This is a genomic window from Streptomyces sp. NPDC047085 (assembly GCF_040643735.1).
Lineage (GTDB): Bacteria > Actinomycetota > Actinomycetes > Streptomycetales > Streptomycetaceae > Streptomyces.
Map to the genome: position 1 here is coordinate 317,758 of NZ_JBEYUW010000008.1, position 17,793 is coordinate 335,550.

Genomic DNA, 17,793 nt, shown 5'->3' on the forward strand with positions numbered 1-17,793 from the left:
GGAAGGACACCGGAAGGTGTGCGCGGTGCCGACCCGCTGCACCACCCCGTATTGAGGAGTCACCCGTGGCCATCTCGGTCTTCGACCTGTTCTCGATCGGCATCGGCCCGTCCAGCTCCCACACGGTCGGCCCGATGCGCGCGGCACGCATGTTCGCCCGCCGGCTCCGCAACGAGGGCCTGCTCGGCTCCGTCGCGTCCGTGCGCTGCGAGCTGTACGGCTCGCTCGGCGCGACCGGCCACGGCCACGGCACCCCGAAGGCGGTCCTGCTCGGCCTGGAGGGCGCCTCGCCGCGCACGGTCGACGTGGAGACCGCCGACGAGCGGGTGCAGGCGATCAAGGACGCCGGCCGCATCAGCCTCCTCGGCGAGCACGAGATCCCGTTCTCCTTCGACGACGACCTCGTCCTGCACCGCCGCAAGGCGCTCCCGTACCACGCCAACGGCATGACGGTCTGGGCGTACGACGCCGCGGGCACGGAGCTGTCCACGAAGACGTACTACTCGGTCGGCGGCGGCTTCGTCGTGGACGAGGACGCGGTCGGCGCGGACCGGATCGTGCTGGACGACACGGTCCTGAAGTACCCCTTCCGCACCGGCGACGAGCTGCTCCGCCTCACGAAGGAGACCGGTCTGTCGATCTCCTCCCTGATGCTGGAGAACGAGCGGGCCTGGCGCACCGAGGAGGAGATCCGGGCCGGCCTGCTGGAGATCTGGCGCGTGATGCGCGAGTGCGTGAGCCGCGGCATCTCCCGCGAGGGCATCCTGCCCGGCGGCCTCAAGGTCCGCCGCCGCGCGGCCGTCTCCGCCCGCCAGCTGCGCGCCGAGGGCGACCCGTTGGCGCACGCCATGGAGTGGATCACGCTCTACGCGATGGCGGTGAACGAGGAGAACGCGGCCGGCGGCCGGGTCGTCACCGCCCCCACGAACGGCGCGGCCGGCATCATCCCCGCGGTCCTGCACTACTACATCAACTTCGTGCCCGGCGCCGACGAGGACGGCGTGGTCCGCTTCCTGCTGGCCGCCGGCGCGATCGGCATGCTCTTCAAGGAGAACGCCTCCATCTCCGGCGCCGAGGTCGGCTGCCAGGGCGAGGTCGGCTCCGCCTGCTCCATGGCCGCGGGCGCCCTGGCCGAGGTCCTGGGCGGCAGCCCGGAGCAGGTCGAGAACGCCGCCGAGATCGGCATGGAGCACAACCTCGGCCTCACCTGCGACCCGGTCGGCGGCCTCGTCCAGATCCCGTGCATCGAGCGCAACGGCATGGCCGCGGTGAAGGCCGTCACGGCCGCGAAGATGGCCATGCGCGGCGACGGCTCCCACAAGGTGTCCCTCGACAAGGTCATCAAGACCATGAAGGACACGGGCGCGGACATGAGCGTCAAGTACAAGGAGACGGCCCGGGGCGGGCTTGCGGTGAACATCATCGAGTGCTGAGGGAACTGGCCCTGACCAGCGCGTTCGTGTCTTTCAGCGCTGTCTGGGCCTTCCCTGCTTACGCGGCGGAAAGTCCCCGGAATGTCCATGAGACCCCGGCTCCCGGCGAAGGGCCCGTCCGCCCGGTCTCCGTCTCGCTCCACGAAGGCACCATCACAGCCCTCAGAGCACGTACCGGCAAGCGAGGCATGTCCGCCTACGTCGAAGCCCTGATCCAGCGCCAGCTGGAGCGCGACCGGCTGCGCGAACTCATCGAAGACGCGGAAGCCGAACACGGCCCCGTGGACCAGGCAGCGGTCGAGGCGAAGCGAGCCGTCTTGCGCGGTGACAACGCAGGCTCGGCGGACGCCGCGTGAGCGGCACTCTCGTCCTGGACTGCGAGGGCCTGTCCAAACTTGTACGACGCACATCCGAACTCACCGAGTGGCTGGCCGCCGCCGAGGCGGAGGACATCCGCGTCGTCACCAGCTCCGTCACTCTCGTCGAAGCCCGCGACCCCAAGATCAACCAGGCCCGCTTCGACTACGCCTTCTCACGCGTGAACATCATCCCGCCCACCGAAGTCATCGCCCGCCACGCCGGCAACTCCTCGCCGCAGCCGGACTACACGGCCACAAATACGCCCTTGACGCCATTGTCGCCGCCGCCGCACTCTCCTCACCCGCCCCAGCGACCGTCCTGACCTCGGATCCGGAGGACCTCCGCACGCTGTGCGGTACCGGCATCCATGTGATCAAGGTCTGAGGCAGTGCGAGCCGGGCTGACATCGGCTGCAGGCGATGTGAATCCGGAAACGGGTTACGGCACGCGTGTCCTGGTGAAGACGAGCCTCACCGTGCACTCCGCAGCGTCGTGCCCAGCCTTGGGCCGTCAGTCCTCGATGACCGGGCGGCACGGTGACAGGAACGGGTCGAGCCGTTCCTGTACTTCGCCCCTGGCCATGACGCGGACGCGGAAGGCGCCGGGGCCCGGCGGGTGGTCCATGTCGGCGGAGCGTTCGTAGAGCAGGCCCCAGGAGCCGGGGAAACGGCGGGCGATGAAATGGATCAGGGCGTCCAGTTCCTCGGCCTCGTCGCGGCGCCGGTTCACCAGACCGTCGGTGCGCACGAAGTATTCGCCGTTGTGGACGTTCAGCGTCACCTCGCCGGTCGCCCAGTCGATGCGGTCAATGGCCGCCTGCAGTTCGGCCAGGCCCTCCTCAAGGGTTCCCGCATCTGCCTCTTCGGTGGACTCGGCGATGCCGAACCAGCCATGGAACTCGTACATGTGCCTCTCACAGGGGTTTCGTGTCGATCACGGGCTCGATCCCGTATCGCCTGCCATACTCCTGGAGCTTCGCGATCACTCCCGGCCCCGGCTCGCCATCGAAGTGGAAGTAGGGGGTGCGGCCGGACTGTATCGCGTACTCGAATGTGGCTTTTGCCTGGTTTCTGAGGGCGCTGCCCATCTGCATACCCCCTGGTTTTGACTGAGCCACATAGTCGTCGCTGATCGCATCGATCTCCCGCCCCTTCGGGTCGTGCTCGAACTTGACCCGGGACTCGCCGCCGAGCCGCTCGGCCAGGGCGTCGGCGGCGGGGTCGGGCTTGTTGACCTTGACGAGACTGCCTAGGCCACCGTTGTTCTCGTACGGCGCGAGGCCGAGTGGGTCGCTGGTGGTGTGCGGGTTGTGCACGTAGCCAGCCGGGTCGGGGGCCGGCGCCAGACCGAGTGGGTCGGGGGTGACGTAGCGCGCGGTGTACGGGTCGTAGTAGCGGTGGTGGTTGTAGTGGAGGCCGGTCTCGGGGTCGAAGTACTGGCCGGGGAAGCGCAGGGGGGTGTACGCGGTCGCGTTCGCGTTCCACGTGGTGACGCCCCACAACGTGGTGCGACTGTGCCAGGCGATGCGGCCTTGTTCGTCGATGAGTTCGGTGGGTGTGCCGATCAGGTCGGTGGCAACGGCGAAGAAGCGGGCGTCGATCTCGTCCTGCGTGGCCGCGTCGATGAGCCGCTCGGTCTGGGCGACGGGCGCCAGACCGTCGTAGTCCCAAGTGAGGGTGGTGCGGTGGGGCACCTGTCCGGTGGCAGCCGTGGACTGCTCGGCCAGGACAGGGCCGTCCCAGACGAACTCCGTGCGCTCGACGACCCGATCGCCCTCGGCTGACAGCCTCTCCTTTGAGGTGCGGCGGCCCAGCGGGTCGTAGCGGTACCGCCAGACTGTGCCGTCGGGCGTGGTGACGGAAGTCAGCCGGTCTTCGGCGTCGTAGGTGTAGTGCCACGTGTCGGGCTTGCGGGACAGCCTGGTCCGCGTGCGGCGGACCAGCCGTCCCGCCTGGTCGTAGAAGTACCGGTTGGCACCGGCACCCATGACCCGGGTGCCCTCGTACACCCGCTCCCCTTGTGCGTCGGCACCCGCGTGCACGTCGGGCCAGCGCGCCTCCGTCGTCCCGCCGCCCGCGCGGCCGTAGGCGTACGTCTCGCTCCACTGCTCGGCGGCGACAGCGGTGACCCTGCCGACCAGGTCGAGAGCGAAGCGGCGAGGGCCGCGCAGGGTGTCGTCCATGCCGACCAAGTGGCCGCTGCCGTCGTAGGTGTACCTGCGGCGGCTGACACTCCGGTCACCGTGGGCGACCTCCTGCCCGGTGATCCTCCCCGCCTCGTCCCAGCTCGAGCGGAGTGTGAGCGCCTCGCCGAAGTTACGGGACAGCTCCTGACCGGCCACGTCGCGGGTGAACGTGACCTTGTGTCCGCCTGTCGTCAGTAGGGCGGTGCGTCCGGCGGCGTCGTGCGCGTACTCGGTCACCTGCCCGCCGGGGGTGACCCTCCGAGTGCGGCGACCGGCCGCGTCGTACGCGAACGTGAGGGGACGGCCGTCGGACAGCTCCGTCTTCACGCGACCGGACCGGTCGTACTGGTAGGTGAGTTCCCCGTCAGGGCCGAGGGCCTGCAGGAGACGTCCGGCCGGGTCGTACGTGTAGGAGGTGACGGCGCCCGCCGCGTCCTTGGCAACCACCCTGCCCATCACATCCCGCTCGTAGCGGATGGTCGCCCCCAGCGGCGTGGTCCGTGAGGAGACGTTGCCGAGCGGGTCGACCTCGTAGCGGGTGGTACGCCCGTCGAAGTCGGTCTCCTCGACCAGTCGGCCCGCCGCATCGTACTGGTAGCCCCAACGCAGACCACAGGAGTTGGTGACCGAGGTCAGGCGCAGCTCGGTGTCGTGGGCGAATTCGTGGCGGGTGCCATCGGGGTCGGTGCGGGCGGTGAGCAGGTCGAAGTGGGTGTACTCGAAACGGGTGGTGGCGTCCATGGCGTCGGTGTGGGAGAGACAGTTGCCCTCCCCGTCGTACGTCCACTGCTCGGTGCTGCCGTCGGGGTGGGTGACGCGGGTGGGGTGGCCCTCGGGTGTCCAGTCGTAGTACGTGGAGTCGTCGCCGGGGCCGGTGCGTTCGACTATGCGGCCCAAGACGTCACGGCGGTAGGCCGTCACCCCACCGACCGGATCCCTGCGTTCCAGCAGGAGCCCCGCCGCGTCGTAGCGCAGGTGGGTGACGGCTCCCATGGGATCGGTCACCGAGGCGAGGTGGCCTCGCTCGTCGTACGTATACCGAGTGGTGCGGCCCGCCGGGTCGGTGACCGAGGTACGCCGACCGCACTCGTCGAACTCCTGGCGCCAGCGGACGCCACCCGGCAGGTCGAGCTCGACCGGCATACCCAGGCCGTCGTACGACGCCCGCTGCACGCTGCCGTCGGGGCGGGTGATGCTCACGAGCCGGCCCGCGTCGTCGTATGCGAACTCCGTACGCGCGCCGAGGGGGCCAGTGCGCGACAGCACACGGTTGTAGCGGTCCTGAGCGGTGCGGGTCGTCGCACCTGTGGGATCGGTCTCGGCGATCACCTGGAGGCGGTGATTGACGGTGTAACGCCAGGTGTGGCCGAGGGAGTCGGTGACGGTGGTGGTGCGCAGGCCGGTGTCGGGGTGCGGTTCGCTGTAGTGGAACTCGGAGGCCAGGTGCCCTTCGACGCCGGTCTGGCTGACGCATCGGTCCTGGTCGTCGTAGACAAACGTGTAGCGCGAACCGTTGGTGTCGGTCCAGGCGAGAACACGGCCCTCGGTGTCGTACTCGAACCGGGTGGGTACGCCGGAGGACTTGATCACCTCGGCGAGGTGGCCGTCCTGGTAGCGATAGCGGACCAGGTCCGTACCAGCGACGCGCAGAGCCGTGATCCGGTGGTTCTCCACCGTGAACTCGATGCGGTGGCCACCGGATCGGGTGAGGGCGAGCGGGATGCCCTGCTCGTCGTACTCAGCCGTGATGGTACGGCCGCAACGGTCGGTGATCTCGGCGAGCGGGGCCGTGCCGTCGCCCCCCGGTTCGGCGCCGGGCGGGGCGAGGAAGTGGCGGACCAGACCGGCTTCCGGATCGGTGAGGGCGTAACCGCCGTCCGCGTGACGCTCCAACGGGAGACGCGGGCCCGCCTCCGGCAGGACCGGAACGCCGGGCGCCGGGTGCGGGTAGGACAGCAGCAGGTTGTCCTCACCGTGGAAGACGACGCCGATCGCGTCCACTGTCAGCCGCTGGTCGATCGTCGAGGACCAGGTGGGCCCGAACCAGTGGCCGGCCCGATAGGAGGACTCGAAGTCGCGTCGGAAGTCCAGTGGCAGTGAGCCGGGCAAGGAGACGTCCACCTGCGGCAGGAACATGCGGCCCGTGGCGAAGTCGACCGGCTCACGGCCGGAGCACTTGACCTTCGGTGGGCGGCTCGGCTCGGCAGGGTTCTCCGCGCGTCGCGCCCCGGACCCGGCGTCCTCCAGCCCTTCGGCGCGTCGGGCCGCGTTGGCCGCGTCGGCCAGCTCCTCGGCGGCCCGCGCGCCCTTCACGCCGGCGCCCGCGCCTCCGGTGGCAACGGTGAGGGCGACGTCGGGCATCAGTCGGCCGAATCCCTCGGCGGGGTCCTTCATGAAGTCGCTCAGCATCTGCTTGCCGGCGCCCCAGGGGTCGTTGGCCACCTGAACGATGCCCGCCGCCGTGCTGTTGAGCGACATCGCGTACTCGGCCGGGTGGGTGAGGTTGTACGGGTCCATGGGGTCGAGGCCCCTGACGAAGTTGACGATCCCTGCGGTGCCCTTGATGATGCCGCCGCCGAAGTGCGTCTTCATGATTTCCAGCTCGTCCAGGCCGTCGCCGGCCTGTTCGGCGTAGGACGGTTTCGGCGGGGCGGCGTCGCGGGCGTGCGTGATGGAGGAGCGGGCGGTCTCGGCGGCGCCGTTGCGCTGTCGGCGTGCCTCGGTGAGGATGTCCTGCGCTTCCTTGCGCAGGCTCTCGCCGGGATCCGGAAACGTCTGGCCCGGTTTCGGAGGCAGCTGCGAGGGGTCGCGCTTGTCGGCGGGCTGCGCGTTGTACCGGTCGACGGCCTTGTTGTAGTCGTCGACCTTCTTCTTGTGCGCGTCGGCGGCGTCCTCCGACGCCTTCGTGCCCTCCTTCCACTTGTCGATGGCCTGCTGCGCCTGTCCTTGCGCCCAGGTGACGGTATCGGCGAACGCCTCCAGCGCCTTGGCGGCGTCCTCGAAGGCGTCTGCGCCCTTGTACCACTTGGGCGGCTGAACCTTCACCGCTCCTCGGAAGGCGTCCGCCGCCCGGCCCTTCAACGAGTCCGAGTCCAGGCCCTCCAGGCCGAGGCCGACGTCGTTGAACGCCTTCTGGAAAGCCCGCAGATGGGTGGCGGTCGAGCGGAGTTTGCCAGGGCTGCCGTAGATCAGCTTCGTCTTGTCCTCGGTCTGCCCGAGGTCCATCTCGTCGACCTCGGCGCCCATGCGGTTGGCCACCGAGCGCGACTTCTCGCGCACCCAGTCCCCGCCGGACTCCCAGCCGACATCGTCGAGCCGGTCAGCGGTCCAGTTGCCGGCATCCTCGACGCGGTTGCCGACCCATTCGGTGGCGCCCTCGACCGCGTCCTCCACGGAGTCGGGCGTGATGTCGCTGATGAAGTCGCCGATTCCCACGGCTAGTTACCCCCGTTGTGCTCCTGCTGCTGGGCTGCGCGTTCCTCGGGTGAGGGCCCGAAGGTGTCGTCCACCGCCCGGTCGAAGTCCTTCTGGTCGACACCAAGCCAGTCGTTGAGCATCCGGGCCTGTTGCCCACCGCGACCCTCGGTCACCAGGGCGCGCCCGGTGTCCTTCCACGTCTGCTCGACGTTGTCACCGGCCCGTTGGAAGGATTCCGGGCTGTAGTCCGGGTGGATCCAGTCAGGGGTGAACACATCGCCCCAGCTCTGCTGTCCGATCTCCTCCTCGGAGGCGTGCGGATTGCCGCCGGCCAGGGCGTTCACGCCGACCTTCAGGGCGGTCCCGACGTACTGGTCCTCCTCCCACAGCACACCGGCCGCCAGCCCAAGCTTCGCGGCGATGGCGTTGGCGTCCTGAATGAGCGCCCGGACGCCCCACTCCCACCGCTCGCAGTAGTCTTCGAAGTCAACGGACAGACCATGATGGCCGGCCTCCATACCGGTCATCGCCAAGTCGGAGAACCCCTTGCCGAGGACGGCGCCCGTGGCGGAGCCCACGTCCTTGAGTTCCCCGACGGCGTCACGCAACCCCTGAGTGAGCCGGCGCACGCTGAACTCGTCGACGTGCAGATCCTTGGCGCTGTCGCCCATCAGTGCACACCCCTCCCTGCGTGGGGAACCCCCGTGACCGCGGGCGGCGCGGCGCCCGCCCCCGGCCCTTCGGCCTCGGCGTCCACCGCTACGGCTTCGGGCACGATTCCCACGACAGGCGGGAAGAGCATCGACCCGTCCTCGTCAGCCACGTCGACAGCGATGCCGGCCGGCTCCGCCATCGCCGGCACGATCTCGTCGAGCAACCTGGCCCCCAGCAGTTCGGCGTATTCCCACTCCCGGCCGCCAGGGCCATGTCGACTCACGAACCGGGCGAGCGAATTCTCGTTGGTGAAGGCACAGATCCAGCGGACCCCGCCGAAGTGCGCCGTCGACAGGCCGCCACCGTCGAGCGGCACGAGCAGCAACGCCCGCCGCAACACACCCACCAGCGCCCGTGGATCCCCCGTCCCGGCCCGCCTCTCGGCGATACGCTCCACAAGCGTGGCCTCGTTACCCACCACGATCTCCGCCCCGTCGATGCCCTGATGCTCCCCAGCACCGTAGGACAACACGCGTTCGAGGGACAGGCGCTTCCCGGTCCTGGTGCCCTCGCAAGGCCACGTGGAGTGTGCCGTCGGATATCTTGCAGGTAGCCGTCGCCAAGAAGTCCCTCAAAAGTCCCCGCCCTGGCGAAAGTCGCGTCTGCCGTACCAAGTTCGCAGGTCAGAGCCGTGATCAAAAGCAGCCGACATATCCGTGAAGTACAAGGAGACGGCGCGCGGCGGGCTGGCGGTCAACATCATCGAATGCTGAGCCGGCGGGCCCGGTACCGCATGGCGGAGGTTCCGGGTGTGTCCCCAGGGGGCACAACTTCCCCATGCTGCATGGCATCGACGTAAGCGCGTACCAGTCGTCCTCCTACGACACGGACGGCCTGTCCTTCGTCTTCATCAAGGCGACGGAGGGCCGTTCGTACGTCAACTCCAGACTCGCGGCGCAGACGAAGAGAGCCCGTGACGCCGGCCTGGTCGTGGGTTTCTACCACTTCCTCTGGCCGGGCCATCTCACCGGCCAGGCCGAGTACTTCCTCCAGCACGCCCCCGACCGGCCGGGCGACATCCTCGCCGTCGACTGGGAGACGACCAGTGAGGGCACCCACGCGAGCAACGCGGAGAAGGACCTGTTCATCCGCAAGCTGAAGGATCTCCGCCCGGACAACCAGGTCATTCTGTATGCGAACCGGGACTACTGGCTCAACGTCGACACCACCTCGTACGCCGGAGACGGCCTCTGGATCGCCGACTACGTCACCGCGGGCAAGCCGCGTATCAAGGCGAAGTGGCTGTTCCACCAGTACTCCAGCGAACCCCATGACAAGGACGTGGCCCACTTCGCGGACGAGGACGCCCTGCGAGCGTGGGCCACGCGGTAGTTCCGCCGGGCGCACCTACCCCCGGAAGTCCGCCGGGCGCTCAGGGGACGCCTCCGTCAGGGCCTGCTGGACGGCCTTGAGGCCTGCCTGAAGGCCGTAGACGGGGGTGCCGGGCTGCTGGCGCCAGGAGTCGTCGATGCCGCCGGCGTCCACGGTGTCGAAGCCGAGCTCGTCGATGAGGGCGCGGACCTTCGCCTTGGCGGCGGGGTCGTCGCCGGCGACGGGCAGGGCCATGCGGTCGGGGTCGCCGGCCGGGCGGGGGCGGTCCAGGATGTCCTGGGCGTAGGTGCCGTTGAACGCCTTGATGACGGGGTGGCCGAGGTGCCGTTCGGTCCAGCGGCTCTCGGTGAGCCCCTCGTCCTCGATGCCCGCGATCCGGCCGTCCCGCTGCTGCGGGTAGTAGTTGCCGGTGTCGATCACGGCGGCGCCCTCGGCCGCACCGTCGAGGAGGCCGGCGGGGAGGTCCGGGACCGCCTTCAGCGGGACGGTGACCACGACGACCTCGGCGCCGTTCGCGGCCTCCTCGGCCCGTACGGGCGTCGCGCCGGTCTCCTCGGCCAGCGCCTTGAGCGTCTCGGGGCCACGGGAGTTGGCCACGAAGACGTCGTGGCCGAGGGCGGTGAGCCGCCGGGTGAGGTTGCCGCCGATGTTGCCCGCGCCGATGATGCCGATCTTCATGAGGGCTTCGCCTCCAGGTCAATGCATGCGCATACGTCTGTCGTCCCGTGACAACCCTGGGGCGCGGTGGCCTATTCCGGCCGGTGCGGCGAACGGGCGAACGGGCGGCAGTCCTCGTGACCGGCCCCGGACCCGCCTCAGACCCGTACGACGATCTTGCCCGTGTGCCGGTTCGACTCCATCAGGCGGTGGGCGTCCGGCATCCGGTCGAGGCCGTCGAAGACCTCGCCGACGACCGGGCGCAGGGTGCCGTCGGCGAGGCCGGAGAAGACGTAGTGGGCGGCGCGGTGGCGGCCCTCGGGCGTGCCGGTGACGACGAAGTTGGCGTAGCCGTGGACGGTGAGCGGCCACTGGCGGGGCAGCAGGATGGGGCGGTCGTCGAGCCAGCCGTAGGAGACCAGGGTGCCGTCCTCGACGATCGCGCCGCCCAGTTCGGCGAAGCCGGCGCCGCCGATCGCGTCGAGGACGATGTCCACGCCCCGCCCGCCGGTCAGCCGCCGGGCCTCCTTGACCACGTCCTCGTCGGCGCTGACGATCACGTGTTCCGCGCCGAGGTCGAGGAGTTGCCGCCGTTTCGCTTCGGTGCGGGTGGTGACGATCGGGACGGCACCGGCCCGGCGGGCGACCTGGATCGCCGCGGTGCCGACCCCGCTGGACGCGCCGGTGATCAGCACCCGGTGTCCGGGGACCAGACCGGCCCGCTCGACGAGCGCGCCGTACGCCGTCGTGTAGGTCAGCCAGACGGCCGCCCCGGTGACCGCGTCCACGTCGGCGGGACGCGGGACGAGCGCGCTCTCGGGCAGGAGGGCTCGGTCCGCGTAGACGCCGTGGGCGCTGAGTTCGAAGTTGGCGGCGGCCAGGACGGTGTCGCCGGGCGCGAAGGCGGTGACGCCCTCGCCGACCGCCTCGACCCGGCCTGCCGCCTCGTAGCCGTTGCGGGAGGCGGGCAGGGTGGGCTGGTAGTAGTAGGTGCCCGCGCGGAAGAGGGCCTCGGCGCGGTTGAGGCCCAGGGCCTCGATGTTCACCAGGACCTCGCCGGGGCGGGGGGCCGTCAGTTCGGTGTCCTCGATCGTGAACACGTCGGGGCCGCCGAGCTCGTGGAACAGGACTGTGCGTGCGGAGTTCGTCATGCCGTCGACGCTAGGCGCGGGATGAGAGACGATCCATGTCCTCAGCTCTCCCTTTCATGTCCGTACGTCTTCCGTGCCCGGACGCGCCGGTTAGGCTGGCGGCATGGACGTACTCAGTGACGTCGTCGCGGCGATGCGCACCGGCCGCCCGCACTCCGCGCGCCGGTACAAGTACGCGCCCTGGGGCCTGCGGTTCGCCGCCGCCGACGAGGCCGGGTTCCATGTGGTGCTGCGCGGCTCGGCCTGGCTGATCCCGGACGGCGGTGAGCCGGTGGCGCTGGCCCCCGGGGACGTCGTGTTCCTCGCGCACGGGCACGGGCACGCGCTGGCCAGTGGTCCGGACGTGCCGCTGCAGGAGGTACGGATGCTGCCCGACGGCACCTGGACCTCCCCGCCGGCCGGCGAGCCGCGGGCGGGCTGCCCGGACACGGTCACCCTGTGCGGGACCTACCGGCTCGACCGGGTCCGCGCGCACCGGCTGCTGGCCGAGCTGCCCGAGGTCGTGCACCTGCCGGCGCAGGTGGGCGCCCATCGCTCGCTGCGGGCGGCCGTGGAGCTGCTGGGCATGGAGCTGGAGGAGAGCCGGCCGGGGACGGACGCGATCGTCACCTCGCTGCTGGACACCCTGCTGCTGTACATCCTGCGCGCATGGTGGGAGGGCGAGCGGGCGGCGGGCCGGGCGCGCGGCTGGGCGGTGGCGCTGGCCGATCCGGCGGTCGCGGCGGCGCTGCGGGCGATCCACGGGGACCCGGGCCGGGCCTGGACGGTGGCCGAACTCGGCGCGGCCGGCGGTCTGTCCCGGGCGGCGTTCGCGCGTCGGTTCGCGGCACTGGTGGGTGAGCCGCCGCTGACGTATCTGACCTGGTGGCGCATGACGACCGCGGGCCGGCTGCTGCGCGACGACGATCTGTCGCTGCGCCAGGTGGCCCAACGCACGGGTTACGCCTCGGAGTTCGCCTTCGCCAAGGCGTTCAAGCGGGAGTACGGGGTGGCGCCGGGGCGGTATCGGCGGCGTACCGCGTCCTGACCGCCCCGGCGCTCCTGACTCACTTGCTCAGGTAGGCCCAGAACTCGTCGAACGACAGGACCTTGTCGCCGTTGAGGTCACGGGTCTTGATGATGGCCTCGGCGACCGCCTCGGTGACGTTCCAGTCGCCCTCCTGCGCCAGGGCGTGCTTGAACTCCGCCGCGGTGATGAATCCGTCACCGTCCGCGTCGATCCGCTGGAACTGCTTGCGTGCTTCCTCGATGTCCGCCACCGATCCGCCCCTTTTGTTCGTGTTTCTCGTGCCGTGCAGGCGTACTGACGCTGGTCAGATTAACGGCCCTCGTGGGCACGGAGTGCGGCGACCACCCTGCACGGTCCTCCGCGTGCGGCGGCACCCGCCGGTTCACGACGGCGATCGGTTCGCGGCAGCGGGCGACCCGCTCGTCGAAGCCGGCCGTCATACGGTCCGGGGCCGCGTTCGGGCCGGTGTCCCCGAACGGTTCCACCGGCAGCCGCCCGGCCGCGCGGCGCGTCGGGCGCCCGGTCGTCGGCGGCGCTGCACTCGACCGCCCGGCGCAGCCGCGCCCGGACCCCCGGGTCCTGGAGCATCTCGGCCAGTTCCACCCACGCGTCGACCTGTTCGGGTGCCGAATCGTCCACGAGGTCGGCGGCGAGCGCGCGCATCCGTTCCCGGATGCCGGGGTCGCCGGGGTCGCCGGTGGCGAGGCCGTGCAGCGTCTCGGCCACGAACTCCGTCATGATCCGCTGCCGCTCGGCGGCGGACAGCCGGGCGAGCCTGTTCAGCAGGGTCATCTCCTCCGCGGTGGAACCGCGCCGGGCCACGCTCGACAGCACCGCCCTCGTCATCTTCAGCGACCGGATCTGCGCGTCCACCAGCTCGCGCAGGGTGCGGATCAGTTCGAGGCGGGCCACGGACGCGGCGTCGTAGAGCCCGTAGCCGCCCGCCGACCGGGCCACCGGGGGCAGGACGCCCTCGTCGGACCAGTAGCGGATGGTGCGGACCGTCAGGCCGGTGGCCCCTGCCAGTCGGCCGATGGTGACAAGTCCGGTGCCGTCGTCGGTCATGGCTGGGAGTCTGGGCCTTCCAGTGGGTGGAGACTCAAGGAGCACGAAGGGGTCCGGTGTGGAGACCTTGCGGGACATTCTCGATGCGGCGGCGGCCGGTGTGTACCCGCCGGCGGACGGCGGTACGACGGTCCTGCCGCAGCCCTCGGAGCGGGACGCCGGGGTGCTGGCGTTCACCGCGCACTCGGTGGTCTTCACCGACGAGGATCCGGACTGGGTGTACGCGGCCCTGCGCGCCGCCGAGCGGGAGTGCGACGCGCTGGCCGCCACGATGAACGCGCGCTTCCTGACCGCCCTGATGGACCGCACGGGGCGCCGGACGGACACGATCGACGTGATGCTCGCCGGGTCCCCGCTGCCGGGCCGCCCGGCGCTCGCGCTGCGGGAGATCGCGGACCCGTCCCATCCGCGGGTGCTCAGCTCGCGCCGACGCCGCGACGACGTCCGGGTGTGGGCCGCGGACGGCGGCGTGCTGGTGCTGGGGCGCGGGGTGGCGGGCCGGCTGGAGGTGGCGGTCGAGGTGGACGACGGGGTACGGCACCGGGGGCTGGGCCGGGCGCTGGTGACGGCGGCGCGGCAGCTGGCCGGGGAGCCGGTGTGGGCCCAGGTGTCGGCGGGGAACGCCCGCAGCATGCGGGCGTTCCAGTCGGCCGGGTACCGTCCGGTGGGCTCGGAGGCGCTGCTCCGGCGTGCCTCAGCGGAAGATGCCGGTGTGGCCCAGTGAGTAGCGGCCGGGCTGCGGGTAGACGGCGAGGCCGTGCGGGCCCTTGCCGACCTTGATGCGGGCGAGCAGGGTGCCGTCGCGGGTGTCGATGGCGTAGACCTCGGCGTTGTAGCGGCCGGACAGCCACAGCACCTTGCCGTCGGCCGAGACGCCGCCCATGTCGGGGCTGCCGCCGCCGGGCAGCCGCCACTTCCCGGTGAGCCGGTTGCGGGTGAAGTCGAAGAGGGAGATGGTGCCTTCGCCCCGGTTGGAGATGTACATCACGCGGGAGTCCCGGCTGATGTACAGCCCGTGGGCGCCCTTGCCGGTGTCGAGGAACGTCGGCTTGGCGAAGGTGTCGCCGTTCAGGACCCACACACCGTTGGCGACCATGTCGGCGATGTAGAACAGCTTGCCGTCCGGGGAGATCTTGACGTCCTGCGGCATGGCGCCGCGGGTCGGCAGCCGCTGCTGGCCGACGACCTTCATCTTCGCGGTGTCGACCTTCAGCAGCTCGCCGCTGAACTCGCAGGAGACGATGAAGTAGCGGCCGTCGGCGGAGAAGTCGGCGTGGTTGACGCCGTAGCAGCTGACCGGCACGGCCTTGACGGTCTTCATGGTGTGCGCGTCGCGGAAGACGAGCTGGCGGTCCATGGAGGCCATGACGACGGCGTACTTGCCGTCGGGCGTGAAGTACAGGTTGTACGGGTCGTGCACGGGGACCGGCTTGCCCGCCTTGCCGGACCTCGGGTCGATCGGGGTGAGGCTGTTGCCGAGGTCGTTGTTGACCCACAGGGTCTTCAGGTCCCAGGACGGCACGACGTGCTGGGGCTGGCGGCCGACCTTGACGGTCTCGATGATCTTGTAGGTCTTCGGGTCGATGACGTCGACCGTGTCGGAGTTGGTGTTGGGGACGTACACCCGGGACGGGAAGTCCTTGACGACCGGGGAGAGCCGGCCGGGGCGGTCGGCCGCGTAGAGGTCGGCCGGGTCCTGGACCGGGGGCATCCCGGGCAACACGTTCACCTGCGGCTTCTTCGCCTTCGGCGGCTGGACCGGGGCCGGCGCCCTGCTGCCGAGGGCCTCGTTCTCCTGGTGCTGGGTGCCGCCGCCGCACGCGGACAGCAGGGCCAGGGCGGTGAGGGCGGCTCCGGCGGCCAGGAGGCGGGCGGCGTTCGTGGTTCGCATCAGCTCAGCAGCTCCGTGGTGGTGACCGCGCGCAGTCCGCGGCGGCCGAGTTCGTGGAGGACGGCGGGGAGGGCGGCGACCGTGTCCGGATACCCGAAGTGCAGGCTCACCACCGATCCGCCGCGCACCTCGGCGAGCACCTTGCGGGTGACGGCATCGGCGCCGGGGCGGGTGTAGTCGAGCGAGTCGACGTCGTACGACAGCACGTGCGGGTAGCCCGCGACCCGGGCCAGCCGGGCGACCTGAGGGGAGGCGGTCGGTGCGCGGGAGGGGCGGAACCAGGTGCCGATGGATCCGGTGAGCCGCTTCAGCCGGTCCGCGCAGTCGGTGATCTCCTTGCGGGCCTCGGTCTCGGACAGGGCGTTGACGGCGATGTGCCGCTGGGTGTGGTTGCCGAGGTCGTGGCCGCCGTCGAGGACGCGGCGGGCGAGGCCGGGGTGTTCGTCCAGCCAGGTGCCGACGGCGAGCACGGTGAGCCGGGCGCCGCGCTGTTCGGCCGCGTCGAGCAGGGAGGTGGCGAGGGCGGGGTCGCCCTGGCCGTGGAAGGTGAGGGCGACGTTCGGCCGGGTGCGCGGGCCGTGGGAGATCTGGGCGGGCTGCCCGGGAAAGGCCCGGGGCGCGGGTGCGGCCCTCGGGGTGGCCGCGGGGTGGCCGGCCGCGCGGGTGGGCGGGGCGGCGCCGGAGGTCGCGGTGACACTCGGTGCGGCCGGGGCGGTGCCGCATCCGGCGGCGAGCGCGCCTCCGGCGACGAGCCCGGCGCCCGCGCGCAGCATCCCGCGTCGGTTGGTCGTGGTCACCCGCACCATTTAAGGGGCGAGAGGTAAGAAAACCCCCGATTAGCCCGAATTGGGGATGCTTTCGGGTCGCGCTGACGTCGTCGGCCTCAGCGGTCGGCGACCCTCATCTCGAACCATGTCGTCTTGCCTCGCGGCAGCAGATCGACGCCCCACCGGTCGGACAGCTTGTCCACCAGGAACAGGCCGCGGCCACTGACGTCCATCTCCTGAACCGGCATCAGACAGGGCAGCCCGCGCGAGGGGTCACGGACCTCGACGCGGATCCAGCCGCGGCGGCGCCGCATCCGCAGACCGAAGACGCGGGCGCCGGTGTGCCGTACGGCGTTGCCCACGAGTTCGGAGACGAGTAAGACCGCGTCCTCGGTCATCTTGGGGGTCAGTCCCCAGTGGCGCAGGACGACGATCTGGGCGAGCCGGCGCGCGGTGGCCGCGGACTCCGGGCGGGACGGCAGCGGGACCTCCGCCTCCGTCGGGTTGCCGAACAGTTCGATCGCTTTGAGCGCATGTTCGTCCTCGACCGCCGGCGACCAGCGCGCCGCGGCCGCACGGCTGTGTCCCCGCGGCTGTTCGATGCCCTCCAGCCCCGCCATGCCCCCCATGATGGCCGCCCCGAGCCGTCTCCGTGGCCGTTCCGGAGGAATACGCCCCCTGTACGCCCCTGTTCCGCGCCGTTCGATCGGCATATGCCGACGGCATGCCATGGTCCGGTGCGGCCGGGTTGACCTGCGGCGACGGCCCCCTTCGGGGCAATCGTCAGGCTCCCTCGACGAGGCAGACTTAAGGTTGCCTTAAGGCTCCCATAAACCGCCCCAACGAGGGACCCGGATCAGACCCCACGTCAACTGCAAGGGCAGAAGGGTGAGTTGCCCCACCCCTTCGGCCCCTGGACGGTCAGAGGAACTTCGCCTTGCCCGGTCCCTCTTCCACGAAGCTGCGCATGCCCCGCTCGCGGTCCTCGGTGGCGAACAGCCCTGCGAACCAGTTCCGTTCCACCGCGAGCCCGGTGTCGATGTCGGTCTCCAGACCGGTGTCGATGGACTCCTTCGCCGCGCGCAGCGCGATCGCCGGGCCCTGGGCGAGCCTGGCGGCCCAGGCGTGCGCCTGCTCGTACACCTCGGCGGCCGGCACGACCCGGTCCACCAGACCGATGGCGAGGGCCTCGTCGGCCTTCACCTGACGGCCCGTGAAGATGAGGTCCTTCGCCTTGGAGGGGCCGACCAGCCGGGGCAGCCGCTGGGTGCCGCCGGCGCCCGGGATCAGGCCGAGCAGGATCTCGGGCTGGCCGAGCTTGGCGTTGTCGGCGGCGATGCGGTAGTCGGCGCACAGGGCGAGTTCGCAGCCGCCGCCGAGCGCGTAGCCGGTGATGGCCGCGACGACGGGCTTGGGGATGCGGGCCACGGCGGTGAAGGAGTCCTGCAGGGCGCGGGCGCGCAGGACCATCGCGGTGTGGTCCATGTCCTGCATCTCCTTGATGTCCGCGCCCGCCGCGAACACCCGCTCGCCGCCGTAGATCACCACGGCGCGCACGTCCTCGCGGCGCGTGGCCTCCTCGGCGAGCTCCTTCAGGCGGTCCTGCGTGGCCACGTCCAGCGCGTTCATCGGCGGCCGGTCCAGGCGCAGGGTTCCGACACCTTCGGCGACTTCGAGATTCACGGTCATGCGGAGCAGGTTAACGGGGATTAACGGCAGGTGCTCGGGTGCGGTCGCTCACACCCGGCCGGGGGTCTAGGGGCCGCGCGGCGGTAGCCGCAAATCAACGCGGCCCAGGCAGGCACAGCACGG

At 70.8% G+C, this 17,793-nt stretch carries 16 protein-coding genes and 2 pseudogenes; 6 read left to right on the forward strand and 12 right to left on the reverse strand.

Annotation, left to right across the window (positions count from 1 at the left end):
• The first annotated feature begins 65 nt into the window (after positions 1–65).
• The 3 genes and pseudogenes from ABZ865_RS26860 (at position 66) to ABZ865_RS26870 (ending at position 2,177) form a co-directional block, all read left to right on the forward strand.
• The gene (locus tag ABZ865_RS26860) at positions 66–1,433 is read left to right on the forward strand and encodes an L-serine ammonia-lyase (protein WP_361235332.1); all 1,368 of its coding nucleotides are present in this window, start codon (positions 66–68) and stop codon (positions 1,431–1,433) included.
• A gap of 152 nt (positions 1,434–1,585) precedes the next feature.
• The gene (locus tag ABZ865_RS26865; RefSeq protein WP_361235469.1) at positions 1,586–1,789 is read left to right on the forward strand and encodes a hypothetical protein; all 204 of its coding nucleotides are present in this window, start codon (positions 1,586–1,588) and stop codon (positions 1,787–1,789) included.
• Positions 1,786–2,177 (forward strand): annotated as a pseudogene (locus ABZ865_RS26870) (PIN domain-containing protein). The gene ABZ865_RS26865 and the pseudogene ABZ865_RS26870 overlap by 4 nt, the downstream one beginning before the upstream one ends.
• A gap of 126 nt (positions 2,178–2,303) precedes the next feature.
• Here the strand turns inward: ABZ865_RS26870 and ABZ865_RS26875 are convergent.
• Genes ABZ865_RS26875 through ABZ865_RS26890 form a run of 4 tightly spaced genes read right to left on the reverse strand, consistent with a single transcriptional unit; the run spans position 2,304 to position 8,527 of the window.
• Positions 2,304–2,699: an immunity 7 family protein gene (locus tag ABZ865_RS26875; protein WP_361235335.1), complete on the reverse strand. Its 396-nt coding sequence runs from the start codon at positions 2,697–2,699 to the stop codon at positions 2,304–2,306.
• 7 nt (positions 2,700–2,706) lie between these two features.
• Positions 2,707–7,413 carry a putative T7SS-secreted protein gene (locus tag ABZ865_RS26880; RefSeq protein WP_361235338.1) on the reverse strand — a complete coding sequence of 1,569 codons (4,707 nt, stop codon included), beginning with the start codon at positions 7,411–7,413 and terminating at the stop codon, positions 2,707–2,709.
• 2 nt (positions 7,414–7,415) lie between these two features.
• Entirely contained in the window at positions 7,416–8,069 is a 654-nt protein-coding gene (locus tag ABZ865_RS26885) for a hypothetical protein (RefSeq protein ID WP_361235472.1), read from the reverse strand.
• On the reverse strand, positions 8,066–8,527 hold the full coding sequence (locus tag ABZ865_RS26890; RefSeq protein ID WP_361235475.1) for a hypothetical protein: 462 nt from the start codon (positions 8,525–8,527) through the stop codon (positions 8,066–8,068). Before ABZ865_RS26890 ends, ABZ865_RS26885 begins: the two co-directional genes overlap by 4 nt.
• Positions 8,528–8,886: 359 nt before the next feature.
• On the opposite strand from ABZ865_RS26890, the gene ABZ865_RS26895 reads away from it, so the two are divergent.
• Positions 8,887–9,441 carry a GH25 family lysozyme gene (locus tag ABZ865_RS26895; protein ID WP_361235341.1) on the forward strand — a complete coding sequence of 185 codons (555 nt, stop codon included), beginning with the start codon at positions 8,887–8,889 and terminating at the stop codon, positions 9,439–9,441.
• 15 nt (positions 9,442–9,456) lie between these two features.
• On the opposite strand, the gene ABZ865_RS26900 is transcribed toward ABZ865_RS26895, so the two are convergent.
• Together ABZ865_RS26900 and ABZ865_RS26905 are read right to left on the reverse strand one after the other, a co-directional pair.
• On the reverse strand, positions 9,457–10,119 hold the full coding sequence (locus ABZ865_RS26900; RefSeq protein ID WP_361235344.1) for an NAD(P)-binding domain-containing protein: 663 nt from the start codon (positions 10,117–10,119) through the stop codon (positions 9,457–9,459).
• A 137-nt stretch (positions 10,120–10,256) separates the two neighbouring features.
• Complete coding sequence (locus ABZ865_RS26905) at positions 10,257–11,249, reverse strand: zinc-dependent alcohol dehydrogenase family protein (RefSeq protein ID WP_361235347.1); 993 nt, start codon at positions 11,247–11,249, stop codon at positions 10,257–10,259.
• A gap of 103 nt (positions 11,250–11,352) precedes the next feature.
• Between ABZ865_RS26905 and ABZ865_RS26910 the strand changes: the two genes are divergently transcribed.
• Positions 11,353–12,276: an AraC family transcriptional regulator gene (locus ABZ865_RS26910; RefSeq protein WP_361235350.1), complete on the forward strand. Its 924-nt coding sequence runs from the start codon at positions 11,353–11,355 to the stop codon at positions 12,274–12,276.
• A gap of 19 nt (positions 12,277–12,295) precedes the next feature.
• On the opposite strand, the gene ABZ865_RS26915 is transcribed toward ABZ865_RS26910, so the two are convergent.
• Both ABZ865_RS26915 and ABZ865_RS26920 read right to left on the reverse strand, forming a co-directional pair.
• Complete coding sequence (locus ABZ865_RS26915; protein ID WP_361235353.1) at positions 12,296–12,508, reverse strand: EF-hand domain-containing protein; 213 nt, start codon at positions 12,506–12,508, stop codon at positions 12,296–12,298.
• Positions 12,453–13,323: pseudogene (locus ABZ865_RS26920) on the reverse strand (MerR family transcriptional regulator). Before ABZ865_RS26920 ends, ABZ865_RS26915 begins: the two are co-directional and overlap by 56 nt.
• Positions 13,324–13,381: 58 nt before the next feature.
• Between ABZ865_RS26920 and ABZ865_RS26925 the strand changes: the two are divergent.
• Complete coding sequence (locus ABZ865_RS26925) at positions 13,382–14,047, forward strand: GNAT family N-acetyltransferase (RefSeq protein ID WP_361235356.1); 666 nt, start codon at positions 13,382–13,384, stop codon at positions 14,045–14,047.
• On the opposite strand, the gene ABZ865_RS26930 is transcribed toward ABZ865_RS26925, so the two are convergent.
• The 4 genes from ABZ865_RS26930 to ABZ865_RS26945 form a co-directional block, all read right to left on the reverse strand.
• On the reverse strand, positions 14,018–15,214 hold the full coding sequence (locus ABZ865_RS26930) for a hypothetical protein (protein ID WP_361235358.1): 1,197 nt from the start codon (positions 15,212–15,214) through the stop codon (positions 14,018–14,020). The genes ABZ865_RS26925 and ABZ865_RS26930 overlap by 30 nt on opposite strands.
• Positions 15,214–16,020 carry a polysaccharide deacetylase family protein gene (locus ABZ865_RS26935; RefSeq protein ID WP_361235361.1) on the reverse strand — a complete coding sequence of 269 codons (807 nt, stop codon included), beginning with the start codon at positions 16,018–16,020 and terminating at the stop codon, positions 15,214–15,216. The genes ABZ865_RS26930 and ABZ865_RS26935 overlap by 1 nt, the downstream gene beginning before the upstream one ends.
• Positions 16,021–16,097: 77 nt before the next feature.
• The gene (locus ABZ865_RS26940; protein WP_361235364.1) at positions 16,098–16,601 is read right to left on the reverse strand and encodes an ATP-binding protein; all 504 of its coding nucleotides are present in this window, start codon (positions 16,599–16,601) and stop codon (positions 16,098–16,100) included.
• 301 nt (positions 16,602–16,902) lie between these two features.
• Entirely contained in the window at positions 16,903–17,670 is a 768-nt protein-coding gene (locus ABZ865_RS26945) for an enoyl-CoA hydratase-related protein (RefSeq protein ID WP_361235367.1), read from the reverse strand.
• Positions 17,671–17,793 lie beyond the last annotated feature (123 nt).